The organism is Nostoc sp. NMS2 (assembly GCF_017115105.1).
In the GTDB taxonomy this organism is placed as follows: domain Bacteria; phylum Cyanobacteriota; class Cyanobacteriia; order Cyanobacteriales; family Nostocaceae; genus Nostoc.
The window spans coordinates 15371-32139 of the sequence record NZ_JABXKH010000122.1 but is presented as its reverse complement, the minus strand read 5'-3'; the positions used below and the strand labels follow the sequence as shown (position 1 = coordinate 32139).

Sequence of the window (16769 nt, the reverse complement as noted above, 5' to 3'; positions counted from 1 at the left end):
TTTTAACTAAAATATTGTATATACTTATAACAAGTATAAAAAACTAAAGAGCCATTTAAGATGCCAAAAGATAGCCCAAAAGTTAGCCTAGATGCACTTATACCTAGAGAAGCATTTGAGGTTCAAGGACAGCAATCTCAAATGATACTCAATAATATTCCTATGATACAAATTCGTAATTTAGAGCAAAAAGATTTTTTCTATCCATTTTTACGAAAACCTGATTTTCAACGAGAAACTAATGAGTGGGATGCTCAGAAAATATGTGATTTTATTGAAAGTTTTTTAAATGGTGATTTAATACCAGCCGTTATTCTTTGGAGAAGTGATAGTGGTTATTTTTTCGTAATTGATGGTTCACATAGGCTAAGTGCTTTAATAGCCTGGATAAATGATGATTATGGCGATAAAAATATTTCCAATAAATTTTATGATGGATACATCACAGAAGAGCAAAAAAATGCTGCTCAGGAAGTTAGAAAATTAATTAAGGATAAGATAGGCTCCTACCAAGATTATGAATTATCAACACAGCACCTAGATAAAATAGATCAAAAAACACTTGAGAGAGCAAGAAATTTGGGCAGTTTGGGTATCCAACTTCAGTGGGTTGGCGGTAATGCATCTAAAGCAGCAGATTCATTTTTCAACATTAATCAAAAAGCAGCGCCTATAAGTCCAACTGAAATGCGTTTATTAAAGGCTAGGAATAAACCTAATGGTGTTGCTGCTCGTGCAATTATGAGAAGTGGTAATGGCCATAAATATTGGTCAGAGTTCTCACAGGATAAACAAGATAAAATTGAAAAACTCGCTCAAGAAATACATCAACTTCTTTTTGAGCCTAAGCTTAAAAATCCTATAAAAACTACAGATGTTCCAATGGTAGGAAATCTATCAACTTCACAGAAGAATGAATTTATCTTAGAATTTGTTAATATAGTTAACAATATAGAAGCAGAAAATGAACTGGATTTGAATGATGATCCAACAGGGGAAAATACTGTAAAATTCTTAACGAATTGTCAAAAATTAGCCCAGAGAGTAAATACTAATGATCCTTCATCTCTTGGGCTTCACCCATTGATATATTTCTATACTCACGATAGTCGATATAGAGTAGGTTCATTTTATGGTGTTGTTAGCTTGGTATTATATTTAGGAAAAAATAAATCTTATGATAAATTTATAAAATGCAGGAAAGATTTTGAATTTGTGATTTGGCAACATGATGATATAGTTCCACAAATTGTAAGTAAAAGTAGTGCAGTCAAGGCACGAGAAAAAGTTAAAGATTTTTATTTGACAATAGTTGAAAAATTAACACAAGGTGTAGATAAAAAGAATGTTATGAAGGAGATAGTATCTGAGAAAAATTTTGGTTCATTAAAAATGAAACCTAGAGTTAACACAAGTGAAACTCAAAGTAAAACTTTTTCACGAGAAACCAAAGCAGCAGCTTTTATCAGAGATGCTTTACCTAAAGTTCAAAGATGTAAAATCTGTGGTGGCTATCTTCACAGTCACTCTATATCTATAGATCACAAAACAAGAAAAGAAGATGGTGGCTTAGGTAATTTAGATAATGCACAGTTAACTCACCTATACTGCAATACAACATTCAAAAATTAAAGATTCTCAAACTAGGCATAAAGTTTAGAGATAGGATGCTTTAGTTTTATGTAATACACGTTACTTGGAAAAGACTAAGATTTAACCGCCGGATACTGCTTCAAAACCTGCTTTAAATATTGCCCAGTATAAGACCTGGGATTTTTTGCAACTTCCTCTGGTGTCCCTACAGCAATCAATTCTCCCCCTTTATCACCACCTTCTGGCCCCAAATCTATCACCCAGTCAGAACAACGAATTACATCTAAATTATGTTCAATTACTAATATTGAATTACCTTTATCTACCAATCTTTGCAACACATCTAACAATTTGTGGACATCGTAAAAAGATAACCCTGTTGTCGGTTCATCTATTAAATACAGTGTCTTCCCTGTGGCGCGTCGAGATAGTTCTGTTGCTAATTTTACCCGTTGCGCTTCACCACCTGATAAGGTAGTCGCAGGTTGTCCTAGTTGGACATAACCCAACCCGACATCAAATAAAGTTTGCAAACGCGCGATCGCTTTGGGGATATTCTGAAAGAAGTCCAAACTCTCCTCAACTGTCATTCTCAGGACATCAGAGATTGACTTATCTTTGTACTTCACCTGCAAAGTCTCGCGGTTGTATCTTGCACCTTTACAAATTTCGCATTGCACGTAAACATCTGGGAGAAAGTTCATTTCAATCACATTCACACCCTGTCCGCTACAAGCTTCGCAACGTCCACCTTTAACGTTGAAGGAAAATTGTCCGGGTTTGTAACCCCTAGCTTTGGCTTCGACTGTTTGGGAAAATACATCTCGAATGGCATCGAAAATTCCTGTGTAAGTTGCAGGGTTAGAACGTGGTGTGCGTCCAATGGGCGATTGATCGATCACGATCGCTTTATCAATGGCGTTTAATCCCTGAATTTTATCCAAATGCCTGGGTAAGGGAACTTTTTTCGTTAAATGGTGTTGCAGAGATGGATATAGTAATTCATTAATCAGCGTAGATTTCCCAGAACCAGACACACCTGTGATGGCGACGAGTTTACCTAATGGAATATCTACATCTATATTTTGTAAATTGTTGCGATGGGCATTTTTAATTCCCAAACTGCGCCCGTTTCCTTCGCGGCGTTCTGCTGGTGTGGTAATTACTCGTCTTCCTGATAAATATGCACCCGTCAAGGAATCTTCCGCCGCTAACAACGCCTGAAAATCACCTTGGGCGATAATATTTCCGCCGTGGATTCCTGCACCAGGGCCAATGTCAACTATATAATTGGCTGCGCGAATTGTTTCTTCATCGTGTTCAACGACAATTAATGTATTACCCAAATCTCGCAATTTAGTTAAGGTTTTTAGCAATCTGCCATTATCTCGTTGATGCAAACCAATACTCGGTTCATCTAAAACATAGAGAACTCCTGTTAAACCTGAACCAATTTGCGTTGCTAGACGAATTCGTTGGGCTTCGCCACCAGAAAGGGTCATGGCGGGACGATCAAGGGTGAGGTAATCTAAACCTACATCCAATAAAAATTGCAATCTAGCTTTGATTTCTCTCAGGACTAAATCAGCAATTTGTAACTGGCGATCGCTCAACTTAAATTGCTCAATTCTCTGCCGACAATCCCCAATTGATACGGTAGTTAAATCTAAAATTCCATATTGTCCCAACTTCACCGCTAAAGCTTCCGGTTTTAACCGTTTTCCCAGACAAACTTCACACGGTTGATCAATTAAATACTGCTCTAATTTTTGCTTAACTAATTCTGAACCACCCTCATATTGCCGTTGCAAAATTGGAATAGCACCTTTAAAACTCTGCTTTCTCTGTGCTTCTGCGGCTCGTTCATCTTTCTCGCCATACAAAATAATTTGCTGCTGTTCTTCTGTCAGCTTGCCCCAATTTGTCTGTAACTCAAACCCATAAATCTGTCCGACGCTATAGAGTAATTCCAAATAATAAGAATTATCTTTTTCTGACCAAGGCGCGATCGCAGCATAAACTGGCGCTTCCCAGTCGGGTACGATCAAATCAGGCGCAAATCTTCTTAAAGTCCCGATTCCATGACAGTGCGGACAAGCACCATAAGGCGAGTTAAACGAGAACAATCGCGGCGATAACTCCTCCATTACCGCGCCATGTTCTGGACAGGCAAAATTTTCTGAAAATACTAATTCTTCTTCTTTTTCTTGTCCGTCGTCATCAAGCAGACTCACAAGAATAGCTGCAATCCCACCCGATTGTTTAAGACACGTAGACAGAGAATCAACCAAACGCTCCTGAATATCAGGCTTTTTCACCAAGCGGTCAATTACCACTTCGATGGTGTGGGTAAAATTTTTATCCAATTCAATGGAATCTGACAGTTCGCGGATCTCGCCATTAATCCGCACGCGGACAAAACCTTGGGATGCCAGACTTGACAAAAGCTTACGATGTGTGCCCTTTTTACCCCGGACAACGGGTGCAAGGATTTGAAAGCGGGTGCGATCTGGTAATTCCATGATGCGATCGCACATCTCATCGATTGTCTGGGGGGCAATACAGCGATCGCATATCGGACAATGAGGTTCACCAGCGCGACCAAATAACAGCCGCAAATAGTCGTAAATCTCTGTCACCGTCCCCACAGTGGAACGGGGGTTATGAGACGTTGACTTTTGGTCAATGGAAATCGCTGGACTTAAACCTTCAATGGCTTCCACATCCGGCTTATCCAGTTGTCCGAGAAATTGCCGTGCGTAGGCGCTGAGGGATTCCACATAGCGACGTTGCCCTTCAGCGAAAATGGTATCAAAGGCTAGGGAAGACTTACCAGAGCCAGAAACGCCAGTGAAGACGATTAGGCGATCGCGTGGCAATTCCAAGTCAATATTCTTCAGATTATGCTGCCTAGCACCCCGAATCCGAATGGTATTCTGGCTGTTGTGGCTGGGGTTGGGGAGGTGTCCATTCAAGGATGCTGCTAGCTGTTGGTCTGACATATTGGGCGGCGAAGAAGGAGTTTCTGATGAAACAGTCCTTAATAATACTATCTTTAATTGGTTTATAGTAGAACAATCGTACTGTTTTAATTAGTTCTTCTTCCAGATTCATGCCGCAGACATCCTTAAGAGTCTGCTAATGTTAGAAGCATCCCGATTAAAATAATTGATAATTCGTAATTGAACTAGTACCGCAAGGCGTAATTCGTAATTCGTAATTACTTGTTCGCAAGGGTTTCAGGCATTTCAAATGGGTAGCTTATTTCCGCCGTGCTGTACTAGCTGGCGGTTTAGACCCCAACAGTCAAAAACCACCAAGAAAGACAAATACGCGCGAGTGTTTCCCCAATAATCACCTTAGGGAGTCCGCGAACGTAATTACGAATTACGAATTACGAATTACGAATTAGTTAAATATCCTTCTGAGGGCGAAGCTATGGTATTGCAAATCCAACCGCCGACCCAGCCAGAGGTCATCTACCCAGATAGTGACGGGCAACCAGTGGCAAATAATACTATACAGTTTGGCTGGATTGTAGAAATTAAGCAGAATATCGAGTGGCTCTTTGCCGACAATCCAAATGTTTTTGTCGCCGGGGATTTATTTTGGTATCCGGTAGAGGGACGCAACAAAATTGTTAACGCCCCAGATGTGATGGTGGTATTAGGTAGACCAAAAGGCGATCGCTTCTGCTACCAACAATGGAAGGAGGAGGGAATTGCACCACAAGTTGTGTTTGAAATTCTTTCTCCCAGCAACAGACAAACTGAAATGGACAAGAAATTACTTTTCTATGACCGCTATGGCGTGGAAGAGTACTACATTTACGATCTCGATCAGAATACTTTGTTCGGTTGGTTGCGTGATGAAGACGGTTTAGATGTCATCCCCCAAATGGAAGATTGGGTGAGTCCTCGGTTAAAAATTCGCTTTGTTTCATCATCAGAAGGTTTACAGCTTTATCGCCCTGATGGAGAACGGTTTTTAACTTATACAGAAATATCTCGCAACGCCGAGCAAGAACGACAACGGGCTGAACTTGCGGAACAAGCCAGAAGAGATGCTGTACCCCGATTATTGCAAATGAATTTGAGCATAGAACAGATTGCCCAAGCTTTGGCATTGTCAGTGGAAGAAGTGCGAAACCTTGCTCAGGAGTAACACCGTGTGCATTTTTTTAATCGGGTCATTAGAAATTGAATTTGTACTTGAGATATTCTGATTATGCTAGCCGATGCAGCCACCCATGATGTCAAGAACTCGGAACTTCGACCTTTTTACTCGACCGTTCGTGTTCAGAACTCGGAACTTCGACCTTTTTACTCGACCGTTCGTGTTCAGAACTCGGAACTTCGACCTTTTTACTCGACCGTTCGTGTTCAGAACTCGGAACTTCGACCTTTTTACTCGACTGTTCGTGTTTAGAACTCGGAACTTCGACCTTTTTACTCGACCGTTCGTGTTCAGAACTCGGAACGCCAAGTTTATAACTGCGATCGCATTTTTTTTTGACCGAGCGATGTCTACGACGGGCTATTCGGCGTCGCCCCGCCTCTATATTTAAACTCAGCGAGGTAGTTGAAGTACAATTACTTAGAACCGTGCTGCGCCATCTCCTCAGTTTTATTCGTGTCTAAAGTTATATCTCTCTGGAAAAACTCATCAAAAAGTTTAAAGAAATATTCAAATCCTGATTTTTCATCATGGCAGGAGAGCATAATTAGCTTTGCCCAAGAGCTAACAGTCGTTACCCCAAACTTTTTTTGCAGCCAAGACTTTTGTATAGCCCGCCCATCCGCCAAAACGGGATGCTCCCACCTAATTAATCTTAATCACCGGTTTTTTCTTGGCAACTTAAATCAAAACGTTGACATTCTCTAGCTTCCAGCAATTGCCTAACCGCACTACCAGGCTGACAACTCATCAAAGTTGTCCCCATCGCGCCCAGTGTAATAACAGTGGATAGTCCCAGCACTGTAGCTCGTTTTCTAGGTTTGATTTTACTGATTAAATTATCTATCCCAGTGGCAGTACCAACAACCTCAATTGACCCAAGTGCTTTTAAAGCAATAGCCGCATTAGCATAGCGACGTTTTCGGTTACGTTCCACCATTTTCATTAACCACGACCGAAAATGCGGACTGATTTGAGGAACTAATTTATGGAAATTGAAGCGGTAGTTATCATCAATTAATTTGCCAATCTCAACAGAACGGGTATTAGTAAGTAAGCAAATTAGTGTTACTCCCAAACTATATAAATCTGATGCTTCCGTCAGGGAATGACCAAACTGTTCTTCTGGTGGCATAAAACCTGGGGTTCCGGCTACAAAGCTGCTCAGAGCTATTTTCTCACCCTGTATTTTAGCTAATCCAAAATCAACTAAATAAGCATTTAGTTGCTCATCAACCAAAATATTTTCTGGTTTTATATCCCGATGAATAATTGGCGGAACTTGCTTTTGTAGATAAACCAAAAGCTCTAAAATTGACAGAGCAATTTGCTTAATTTCTTTTGGATGAAAGCTATTTGTTAAGCCTAAAGATGGGGCATTTTTATGTTCCTGCACCAGATAAAAAGCCCCTGGTATTTCAAAAGAATCTATATAGCGAGGGATGCGAGAATGATTGAGTTGCTGCAAAATTTCGATTTCGCGCTCATAAGCTTTCACACCTGACAAATCAGCATCCGCACGAGCAAAACAAAACTCTTTAATCACCACCTGTTGCTTAGAGTTGAGGACATTAGCTAAGTAAGTAATTCGTCCCCCTTCTCGGTTACGTCCTAGTTCGCTGATAACTTGATAGCCTTGTTGAGAAAAATCTGGATGGTGATTTGAGGGAATTACCTCTTTATGTCCATTACGCACATGAAGCTCCATTACACACCATACGAGTTTAATTCTGTCAAGATGCAATTTAAAAATTAAGATCCACTTACCGAATTTTAGATTTTAAATTTTGGATAATGGAATTGAAAGATTCAAAATTTAAAATTCTTGATTCAGCACTGGAATGAGCAAATAACGTCCACCGATGTGGCTCCTCAAGTGGAGCAAGTGCTATGCTAACCATCAATCTAAAATCTAAAATCGAGTCACCCAGATTGTTAGCCCCAGTTTTACCCTACCTGCGCCAAGGCACATCGGCAGAAAGGCGAAATTGTTAACTTTGCGTTAGCCAATCGATAATCTGGGCATTGACAACATCTGGAACCTCATCGTGGGGACAATGACCGGCATTGGGAATGGGAATAATTTTGATGTCTTTGCCATTCTCACGCGCCTCTTCGTAAATCTTGGCCCCGGTAATTGGTGTCCAGGGATCGTCAGCACCCCAAATTACTAATAAGGGACGTTCGACTTTGGGCAAAAGTTCCTCTGGACTGGGGCCAGGAGGGGCTGTGAGAATGGATGCGAAGACTTGTTGCGCTCCTGGATCACAAGAGGGAGTATAAAGTAAATCGACTAATTCATCGGTGACGGCTTGGCGATCGCGGTAAACTTGGTAGAGGGTACGGCGAATTTGGGCTTTTTGGCGGATGCGGTTATAGACAAATTTACCTGTAATTGGCGATCGCACAAACCGATTAAAAGCTGCCATCACCATTCGTAGCGGCGGGTTCAATTCGTGGGGACGATGACTCAACCCACCCGCAGAGTTAATCAAAATACCGCCAGCAGCAATTTCTGGATGTTCTACCAGTACAATCAAGCTCAAAAGTGCGCCGATGGAGTTGCCAATAAATACAGCAGGCTCGTGTATATGTGCTGTGCAGAAATCTTTCAGCAGTTCCACCCAAACTTCTACACTGTAATCAATAACCGCTTTATCGGAACCACCAAAGCCTAAAAGGTCTATGGCAAATACCCGGTAGCCAGCATCAGCTAAAACTGGGATATTTTTACGCCAGTGTCCAATGGAAGCACCGAAGCCATGAACCAGTACCAGAGGTCGTCCAGTACCCATGATAGTGTACTGGATTTTGTAGCCCTGCCAAGTCCAAATGAATTTTTCAAAAGCGTCTTGAGTTGCAAGCTGCTGTGTACTTACAGTCATTATGAAGATTAATAAAGTGTTTCTTCAGGGTAACTGAAAGTGTTTGCAAAGGAGAATATTCGCTAAGGGATGTCTAACGACAAGCCCTGATTCTTAAGTTGTAGAGATGGGATTAATTGCGTCTCTAGCTTGCTCAACAGTAAAATTAATTTCCTGACCATAAGAAATCTCTAGCGTATGACCATCTGGGTCTTGAAGATAAGCCCAGTAACCAACTGGAGGGCCCCAGTCATTTGGCCCAGCTAGCAGTATTCCCTCTGAGCGTGCCTCATTGCACAGGCGAGTAACTTCCTCACGATTCTGATAAGCTACTCCAAGATGAGATTGTGCTAAAAGTGCGCCTTCTACTTGAGGTTGTTTAATTAAGACAATCACAAAAGGTCTAGTTAGGTCACTAATCCAAGCAACATCTGATTGAGTCGTTTGATCAATCCGACGATGTACGACTGTCATCTGAGCATACTTTGCATAAAATAAGATACTTGCATCGACATTAGTAACAGCAAGTGCAATATGAGTAAAACCAAAATCAGACATTATAAAGAACTCCGTGTGTAGACTTGACCTTTATAGGCAGGGGAGCAGGGAGCGGGGAGCAGGGGGAGAAGAGAAGCCGTTCTTGAGAGAAGAATTACTGAACCTTTCTTTCCTCCCCTGCCTCCCCTGCTCCCTGCCCCATTTCCTCCTCATTGGCCTCAGTGCTTACTAAGAAAGCTGACACGATTGATAATGAAGGTAGGCGTTATCTTCACAAAATTTATGTTTTTAACTTGGTTTGACAGCAACTCTTGGTTACTGGAAATCGGCGGAAAACGAATACTAATTGACCCTTGGCTGGTTGGTTCGTTAATTTTCAGTAATTTGGATTGGTTATTCAAAGGTTCGCGATCGCAAAATCGCCCCATACCAGATAATATTGATTTGATCCTGCTGTCTCAGGGTTTAGAAGACCATGCTCACCCACCAACGCTAAAACTACTCGACCACAGCATCAAGGTTGTAGCTTCTCCCAATGCTGCCAAGGTAGTGCAGCAGTTAGGTTACACCCAAGTAACAGTATTGGCTCATGGTGAAACTTTCACTTTAAATAATCAAGTAGAAATCAAGGCTTTTCCCGGCTCCCCCATTGGCCCAACTTTGGTAGAAAATAGTTATCTCGTCAAAGAATTGGAGAGTGGTCTAACTGTATACTACGAGCCTCACGGGTATCATTCTCCACAACTTCAGCAGGCTGCACCTATCGATGTTGTGATTACACCGTTTATTGACATGACGCTACCTTTGCTTGGGTCGATTATTAAAGGAAAAAATAGTGCGGTAGAAGTAGTAAAATCATTACAACCTCAAGTAATATTACCTACGGCGGCTGGTGGAGATGTGACCTTTGAGGGAGTGCTGATGAAACTTATTCAGACTAAAGGAAGTGCTGAAGAATTTCGTTTATTACTTGAGAAGAACAATCTTTCGACGCGGGTACTTGAGCCGAAACCAGGCGATCGCTTTGAACTACCATTAGAAAAACGAGCATTAGCAATCTAAGCACCCAGCCCTGGCGATTATAAATCTAGGTTTTCAACCCACACAAGCGGGTAAAGTCTGGTGTAGCCGCGACTTTTAATCTCCAGGGCTTTATGAATTATCTTGCATATATACTTCTCTAACAAGAACAGCATTTTTGCTGTGATTATGGCTAAATTTTACCTTGTTGTCGGATTAGCTGCTTGAGATTGTCTTTCCTTATGGACTTGCCAATTATTTACCACCCAGATTACGTTGCTCCCCTACCTGAAGGACATCGTTTCCCGATGTCTAAGTTCCGACAACTCTACGAATTGCTGTTAACTGATGGTGTAGCGAATCAAGAACAATTTCACACCCCTGAACGTCCACCGCCAGAGTTGATAGAGTTAGTCCACACCCCAAGCTACGTTCAAGCTTATTGCGAAGGAACTCTAGACCCCAAAGCACAGCGTCGCATTGGTTTGCCTTGGAGTCCAGCATTAGCGAATCGTACCTGTGTAGCGGTAGGTGGTACAATACTGACTGCAAAACTGGCATTAAGTCAAGGTTTAGCTTGTAATACGGCTGGTGGAACTCATCATGCCTTTCCTAGTTATGGGTCTGGTTTTTGTATTTTCAACGATTTAGCGATCGCCTGTCGCGTTTTACAAAAATTCGGACTCGTCCAAAAAATCCTAATTGTCGATTTAGATGTCCATCAAGGAGACGGCACCGCTTTTATTTTTCAGGATGACGACAGCGTTTTTACTTTCTCCATGCACTGCGAAGTCAATTTCCCCGGTACAAAACAAAACAGCGATTTGGATGTTCCTTTACCGATGGGAATGGAGGATGACGCTTATTTACAAACCTTGGCGAATTACTTAGCAGATTTGTTGTCTAAAGTCAAGCCAGACTTAGTATTTTATGATGCTGGTGTTGACCCTCATATAGGCGATCGCTTGGGAAAATTAGCCTTAACCGATGCTGGCATTTTTCGCCGGGAAATGCAAGTTTTAACTACTTGCATGAGTAGCGGTTATCCAGTCGCCTGCGTCATTGGCGGTGGTTATGCTGATGACATGAAATCCTTAGTATGGCGGCATTCCCTGTTGCATCGGGCCGCTAGCGAAGTTTACCATCAGTACAAACTATAGTCATTTAACGGGTAATAGTAACCGAAATCGTAGAGTTTTTAAACGCAGAGGAACGCAAAGTAAACGCAAAGTATTACCAAATTTAATTTGTAGCAAATGGGACTAAAATAAACTTTGCGCTCCTCTGCGCTTACCTCTGCGCCCCTCTGCGTTTAAAGTTAAACCCTCAATTGTCCTTGAAAATTTTGTTGGCAAAGGCAGTACTGGATGAACAACGGCAAACTCAGAATCTACGAACTAGCAAAAGAATTAAATTTAGATAGCAAGAAGCTATTAGCAATTTGTGAAAAACTCAAAATTGTAGTTAAAAGCCATACCAGTACAATTTCAGAATCAGAAGTAGAACGCATTCGTTTAGCGATAAATAAACTAACAGCAAAATCCTCGAAAACTAAAACAAACTCTGAAGATTGGGGCTATACATTTATAGCTTCAGCAATTGATAGTTTCATCCGCCATCTTGAAGGTGAGGCTGCCTTGAAATCATATTCCGATTTTAGGGAGCGGCGCGATCGCGCCAATGAGTTAATGTATGAATGTGTCGGTAAAAAGCCTTGTCTATTTTACGTGCGTCGCAAGGGTGCAGGCAAAGAGGCAAGAGAGGAAATTTGGGATTTGACAATAGCGACAGACAGCGATGATTTCCTGTTACCCGCAAGACTTGACAAGCTCAGAAAAACATTAGGATTTAGAGCGGCTGTACAAAAAGATGGACGCGACGGGTTAAAAATACTGTCGGCTCAGTTGTTACAACCCTCACGGGGACACGCCGACAGCTACGCTATACCTTGTCGCTTGCGTTTACTGGCTAATCATCAGCATCATCTCGACATTCCGCCGGCGACATTGAAACGTATCGCCACCGCGCCAGTTTGTGGCGATCATGTACCTACAGAAGATCAGCTTAAAGCTTGGAAAGCATTTTTGCAAATTGAGGAAAAAATTGCTAAAGCACGTCAATTTTGTGTGCGTTACGTAAGTCATAACTATAACTTCAAAAGGCGGATTAGTTTTGAAATTGATGTAGCTTCAGCCACCCTTGACGGCTTTTATCAAAATTCCCTCGACGTAGACAATTTTTGGGAACGAGCAAGACGTACAAAAAACGAAGATTTGAAACTTTTTGAAACTGCTCCCGTGGGAAAAAATTGGATTAGCGGTCGTCAATTAGGAACTGTTGAAGAAGTTGATACAAACCGTTGTATTATCAGCCTCAGACTAGAACGCGACTTAGCTGAATTCATGGCAACAGAGCGCTATAAATTACCAGCTACCGGATTCTTATGTTTCGAGGCAGTTGGTGATATTCAGCAGATTCAACGCAAGAAAAAGGCGTTAGATGATTTGAATAATGGTTACACTCAAAATTCCTACCTGGGTAACTTTTTATTCGATGCTTCTCAAGCTAGAAAAATCAAAACAACTGTTGAACTTCAGCCACAAGATTTGTTATTATCTTCTGCTAATCCTGGTCAAAAAGCAGCAGTAGAAAAAGTACTTGCAGCCAACGATCTTGTTCTCATCCAAGGGCCGCCAGGTACTGGTAAAACTACCGTAATTGCTGAGATTTGCTATCAAATTGCCCTTCGGGGTGGACGAACTCTAATTGCTTCTCAAGCCAATTTAGCAGTAGATAACGCTCTGAGTCGATTAGTTCACAACCCAGTAATTCGGGCTGTACGCAAGGGTAGAGCCGAAAAAGTTGGAGAAGAAGGACAGCCATTTTTAGAAGACCAAGTAATTGGCAGATGGCTAGAAAATACAGCTTCTGACTGCGACAATAATCTGACACAACGGCTCGAAAATATTCAAATATTTAGTCAGTTACTGTCATCAGCACAAAGATTCATACCCTACTTCCAAGCAGAAGAAGAATTTAATCAGCAACAAAGTAAATTTAATAAAAATAAGTTAAAAGCAGAGACAAACTTTAAAAATCAAGAAAAATCTTATAACGAAACCTTAGAAAAAGAGAACGAGGTTAAATCCCTAATTACTGGTCTAGAAAACATACGAAATACTGCACCAAATATAAATTGGGAAGCTCCAGAAGTTACAGATTTTTTGCCCCTTCTAAAGCCATACATAGAAGGTAATAGTTTAGTAGAAGAATTTTTAGCAAATGTTCGTCAAACGATAAAATATACTGATGAACTTGGCTTTGTGCGTCCGGCGCTTGGTGCTTTTGGTTTAGCGGTTTGGTTGCGTGACACTGTAGCAGCAGAAATTTCTGGATTTAAAACTGCTTTGATTTATGCTCAAGAGGTAAGTAAAGCCATCTTAGAAGTTGCAGCATCAGTGGAGGTTGTCAAACAGAATTTTACCTCGTTAAATCAGTTACAACCAGATTATCAAAAACATCTTGCTAAACTGCAAAACCTACAGCAAACAATCCAGATTTGGGAAAACCGCCAACGGGAAATTGATTATATTATCTCAGCAGTTAAAGAGTGGAAATCTACAGCACCTTCTCATCTATATCAAACTTTAAAAGATTGTCAGCAATCAGGTTTGCCATTGACAGAGAATTTAGTGGATTTGCCTCTAGGTTTGCTGATGTTTGCTAATACTTTAAAATTACCAATAGTACCAAAAATTTACAAAATTAACCTACCAGAATGGGAGCTATTGACAAAAGCGATCGCTTATGAAATAGACGGGGATTTTACTGACAGACGGGGTAAACAGCATAATTTTAGCTATTTTTTACAAGAAAATTTTAGTCAAATTCCAATGGTGCTATCAAAGAGCGATCGCACCCAATGGCAAGAAACCTATCAACAGTTTAGTAATTATCAGCTACTCAACCCCAAACAGCGAAAATTACTAGTTGAAAATACCCAGGTTTTTTTAATTAGAATGCAACGGACTTATGGTGCATCATGGGAATGGAATAATATCGATTCTACTATCACAAAAATTTCACAAGAATTGCTAGATACTATCCTTGTAAATGCACGTCAATGCGTTTTAAAAGTCAAAACCGAAACTGAACAACAGCTTCAGTATTTACAACGACAATTAAATGAACTTCAGAAAAATGAAGTTACCCAACAGCAAATATCAATTACTCAAGCTGAGGTAGAAAAAGCGCAGCAGGATGCCAATTTACAACTTGGACAAGTTATTAATATCTTGCAAGAACTTAATCAACAAAATATTCCTGCTCAATTACGTATTCTAACTGAAAAATATCTGGCAACACAATCAAATATTTGGGAGCATCCACAAGAATTCTCTAATCAAGTTAATTATTGGGTAACTTCCATTAGTCAACTTGAAACCTTAATTTCATCCTTAGAACCTTTTGCAGTGTTAGAGATGATTAAAAATTCTCTACATGAGCATTTATCAAAGTTACAAGAAGAAACTGAAACTTCTCTCCAGCAGCTTCAGAAATTACAAATTAGCTTCCGCGAAATAGAAGATAAATTACAACCACAGCCATCAGATAATTTAATAGAAGAAAGAAACTGGTGGTTGACAGAATGGCAAAGAATACCGGATAAGTTTAAGCCAGAAAATTTTGCTACTGACTTATTTAATATAGAGTTATTGCGCGGTATCAATATTCAGTTTGAATATTGGCGAAAGGAACTCGAAAAAGAAGAAAATTATCTCAACAAATATCAGACTTTCGTACAAGATTGGATTGGAAAATTAAGACAGCCAAATGAGCGCGACCGCGACGACTTAAGACGCATCTATTTAGATAATGCTAACGTCGTTGGTATCACCTGTGTTCAAGCTGCAAGTAGAGGTTTTTCGGAAGAATTCAAATCTTTTGATGTTGTCATCATTGATGAGGTTAGCAAGTGTACTCCACCAGAATTACTAATCCCGGCTTTGAAAGGTAAAAAGTTAGTCATGGTAGGCGATCATCGGCAATTACCACCCATGCTTGATACTAGCACTTTAGAAGAGGTTGCTCAAACAATTGGCAATACACGAGACGAACTAAAATTCTTAGAAGAATCACTATTTAAAAGTCAGTTTGAATCTGCTGATGAAAGCATCAAACAAATGCTAACTACACAATATCGAATGCACCCATTTATTATGGGAGCAATCAATCAGTTTTATGACGGTAAACTAGAATCTGGGATTTTAGAGCCGGACACAAAACGCGCCCATCATTTAGCAAGCGAAATCATCCAAGAATCCCAGCATCTTATTTGGGTAAAAACGCCTATCGAGAATCAGTTTTTAGAGCAAAGAAATGGCACTTCTTACTTTAATACACCAGAAATTGATGCGATTGAATGTCTGTGTCAACAGTTTGAGACTACTTGGGCTGCTAAAGTTGCTAATGGTGAACCAAAAAAAGAAATTGCCGTAATTACGTTTTATGGCGCTCAGTTAAGAAAAATTGATGAACGCCTACAATCTGAACTTTTCCCATCGCTAGAAATTCGTACTGGTACTGTAGATAGATTTCAAGGTATGGAAAGACCTGTTGTAATTGTAAGTATGGTTCGTAACAATAGCAAAGGAGATGTAGGATTTGCTAAGAAGCCAGAACGGGTAAATGTTGCATTCTCTCGCGCCCAAGAATTGCTGATAATTGTAGGTTGTCATAATTTATTTACCCATCAAGCAGGTAAAGTCGGAAGTATGTATTCTGAAGTGTCAAATATCGTCAGTATACATGAAGGTTTCGTTGATGTTTCTCGCCTCTTCAGTTAAACCTATTGATAAGAGGCAGGGGGCAGGGAAAAAGGTTCAACTAAGAATTATTAAAATACCAGACATTTCTGGAAAAGAGATTATGGGATGTGTAGTAAAAAAGCAAATATCACTTGATGCTTAATTTAGCTCAAGGGGGTCTAATGATTGATCGTTTTGTAAATCTAATTTTTATCGATTCTTTCGCCCTAGCAATTAACCTGACGTTTGGTACATTGCTTCACACCAAAATCTGCAACTATTCATGGGATGGAATGGTAAGTGATGAGCTTTCAACACCAGAAAGTGGCGCTAGTTCTTCTGAATTGCCAGCATCCTTGGAGGAAGATTAACCACTCCGATTTCATAAAGCCTGCTTAGAGACTATTTATAAAGTAAATCTTAAGTAAGGCGTGTCACGGCTTTGCTATTACGCACCGTGTTACATGGCGGTGCGTTAGCACTTTAATGTAATTTTTTGTGACAAATCATCTATAAATATGTGCCTAACACACCGTACAACAATTTTATTTTTACTTTATAAAGAACCTCTTACTATTGGATGCGATCGCTGGCGGTAGCTGCAATGATAACCTTAGTGGGGTTGGGGGAAATGACACACTCACTGGTGGTGTCGGGAATGATCCTTATCGGTTTACAGCTTCTACCCCTACACTGCGGAATAGTCCTACAATAGCTATTCCTGGGGCAATTTATGGTGTGCTAATGTTTGTCAGTGGTGCTAGGCTTGGTGGGCTAGTCGTCGCCAAAGCTTATTGAAAGCATAAAAGTA

11 protein-coding genes are annotated in these 16769 nt (G+C 40.5%); 7 read left to right on the top strand and 4 right to left on the bottom strand.

The genetic code is table 11. The annotated features are described in order from the left end of the window. Nucleotides 1-60: 60 nt before the first annotated feature. Nucleotides 61-1632 (top strand): DUF262 domain-containing protein, encoded by a 1572-nt coding sequence (locus tag HWQ36_RS21525; protein WP_292706287.1) that lies wholly within the window; start codon nt 61-63, stop codon nt 1630-1632. Between the two features lie 74 nt (nt 1633-1706). On the opposite strand, the gene uvrA is transcribed toward HWQ36_RS21525, so the two are convergent. Then, the gene (gene uvrA, locus HWQ36_RS21520; RefSeq protein ID WP_292706285.1) at nt 1707-4595 is read right to left on the bottom strand and encodes an excinuclease ABC subunit UvrA; all 2889 of its coding nucleotides are present in this window, start codon (nt 4593-4595) and stop codon (nt 1707-1709) included. A gap of 436 nt (nt 4596-5031) precedes the next feature. On the opposite strand from uvrA, the gene HWQ36_RS21515 reads away from it, so the two are divergent. Further along, entirely contained in the window at nt 5032-5757 is a 726-nt protein-coding gene (locus HWQ36_RS21515; RefSeq protein WP_292706283.1) for a Uma2 family endonuclease, read from the top strand. A 667-nt stretch (nt 5758-6424) separates the two neighbouring features. Here the strand turns inward: HWQ36_RS21515 and HWQ36_RS21510 are convergent. From HWQ36_RS21510 to HWQ36_RS21500, 3 genes are all read right to left on the bottom strand, one after another. Further along, a complete protein-coding gene (locus HWQ36_RS21510; RefSeq protein WP_292706282.1) occupies nt 6425-7477 on the bottom strand; it encodes a serine/threonine-protein kinase in 1053 nt (350 codons plus the stop codon). Between the two features lie 283 nt (nt 7478-7760). Beyond that, nucleotides 7761-8654, bottom strand: coding sequence for an alpha/beta fold hydrolase (locus HWQ36_RS21505; RefSeq protein ID WP_292706281.1), 894 nt, complete (start codon nt 8652-8654; stop codon nt 7761-7763). A gap of 93 nt (nt 8655-8747) precedes the next feature. Next, a complete protein-coding gene (locus tag HWQ36_RS21500; protein ID WP_292706280.1) occupies nt 8748-9191 on the bottom strand; it encodes a VOC family protein in 444 nt (147 codons plus the stop codon). Nucleotides 9192-9413: 222 nt separating this feature from the next. Here HWQ36_RS21500 and HWQ36_RS21495 point away from each other — a divergent pair, with 222 nt between their 5' ends. The 5 genes from HWQ36_RS21495 to HWQ36_RS21475 all read left to right on the top strand — a co-directional run bounded on the left by HWQ36_RS21495 (nt 9414) and on the right by HWQ36_RS21475 (nt 16756). Next, nucleotides 9414-10193: an MBL fold metallo-hydrolase gene (locus HWQ36_RS21495; RefSeq protein ID WP_292706279.1), complete on the top strand. Its 780-nt coding sequence runs from the start codon at nt 9414-9416 to the stop codon at nt 10191-10193. Nucleotides 10194-10393: 200 nt separating this feature from the next. Beyond that, the gene (locus HWQ36_RS21490; protein WP_292706278.1) at nt 10394-11311 is read left to right on the top strand and encodes a histone deacetylase; all 918 of its coding nucleotides are present in this window, start codon (nt 10394-10396) and stop codon (nt 11309-11311) included. Between the two features lie 207 nt (nt 11312-11518). Continuing rightward, nucleotides 11519-15997, top strand: a complete 4479-nt coding sequence (locus HWQ36_RS21485; RefSeq protein ID WP_292706276.1) for a translation initiation factor IF-2 N-terminal domain-containing protein — start codon at nt 11519-11521, stop codon at nt 15995-15997. A gap of 143 nt (nt 15998-16140) precedes the next feature. Further along, complete coding sequence (locus tag HWQ36_RS21480; RefSeq protein ID WP_292706275.1) at nt 16141-16329, top strand: hypothetical protein; 189 nt, start codon at nt 16141-16143, stop codon at nt 16327-16329. A gap of 205 nt (nt 16330-16534) precedes the next feature. Then, complete coding sequence (locus HWQ36_RS21475; RefSeq protein ID WP_292706273.1) at nt 16535-16756, top strand: hypothetical protein; 222 nt, start codon at nt 16535-16537, stop codon at nt 16754-16756. Nucleotides 16757-16769: the final 13 nt, after the last annotated feature.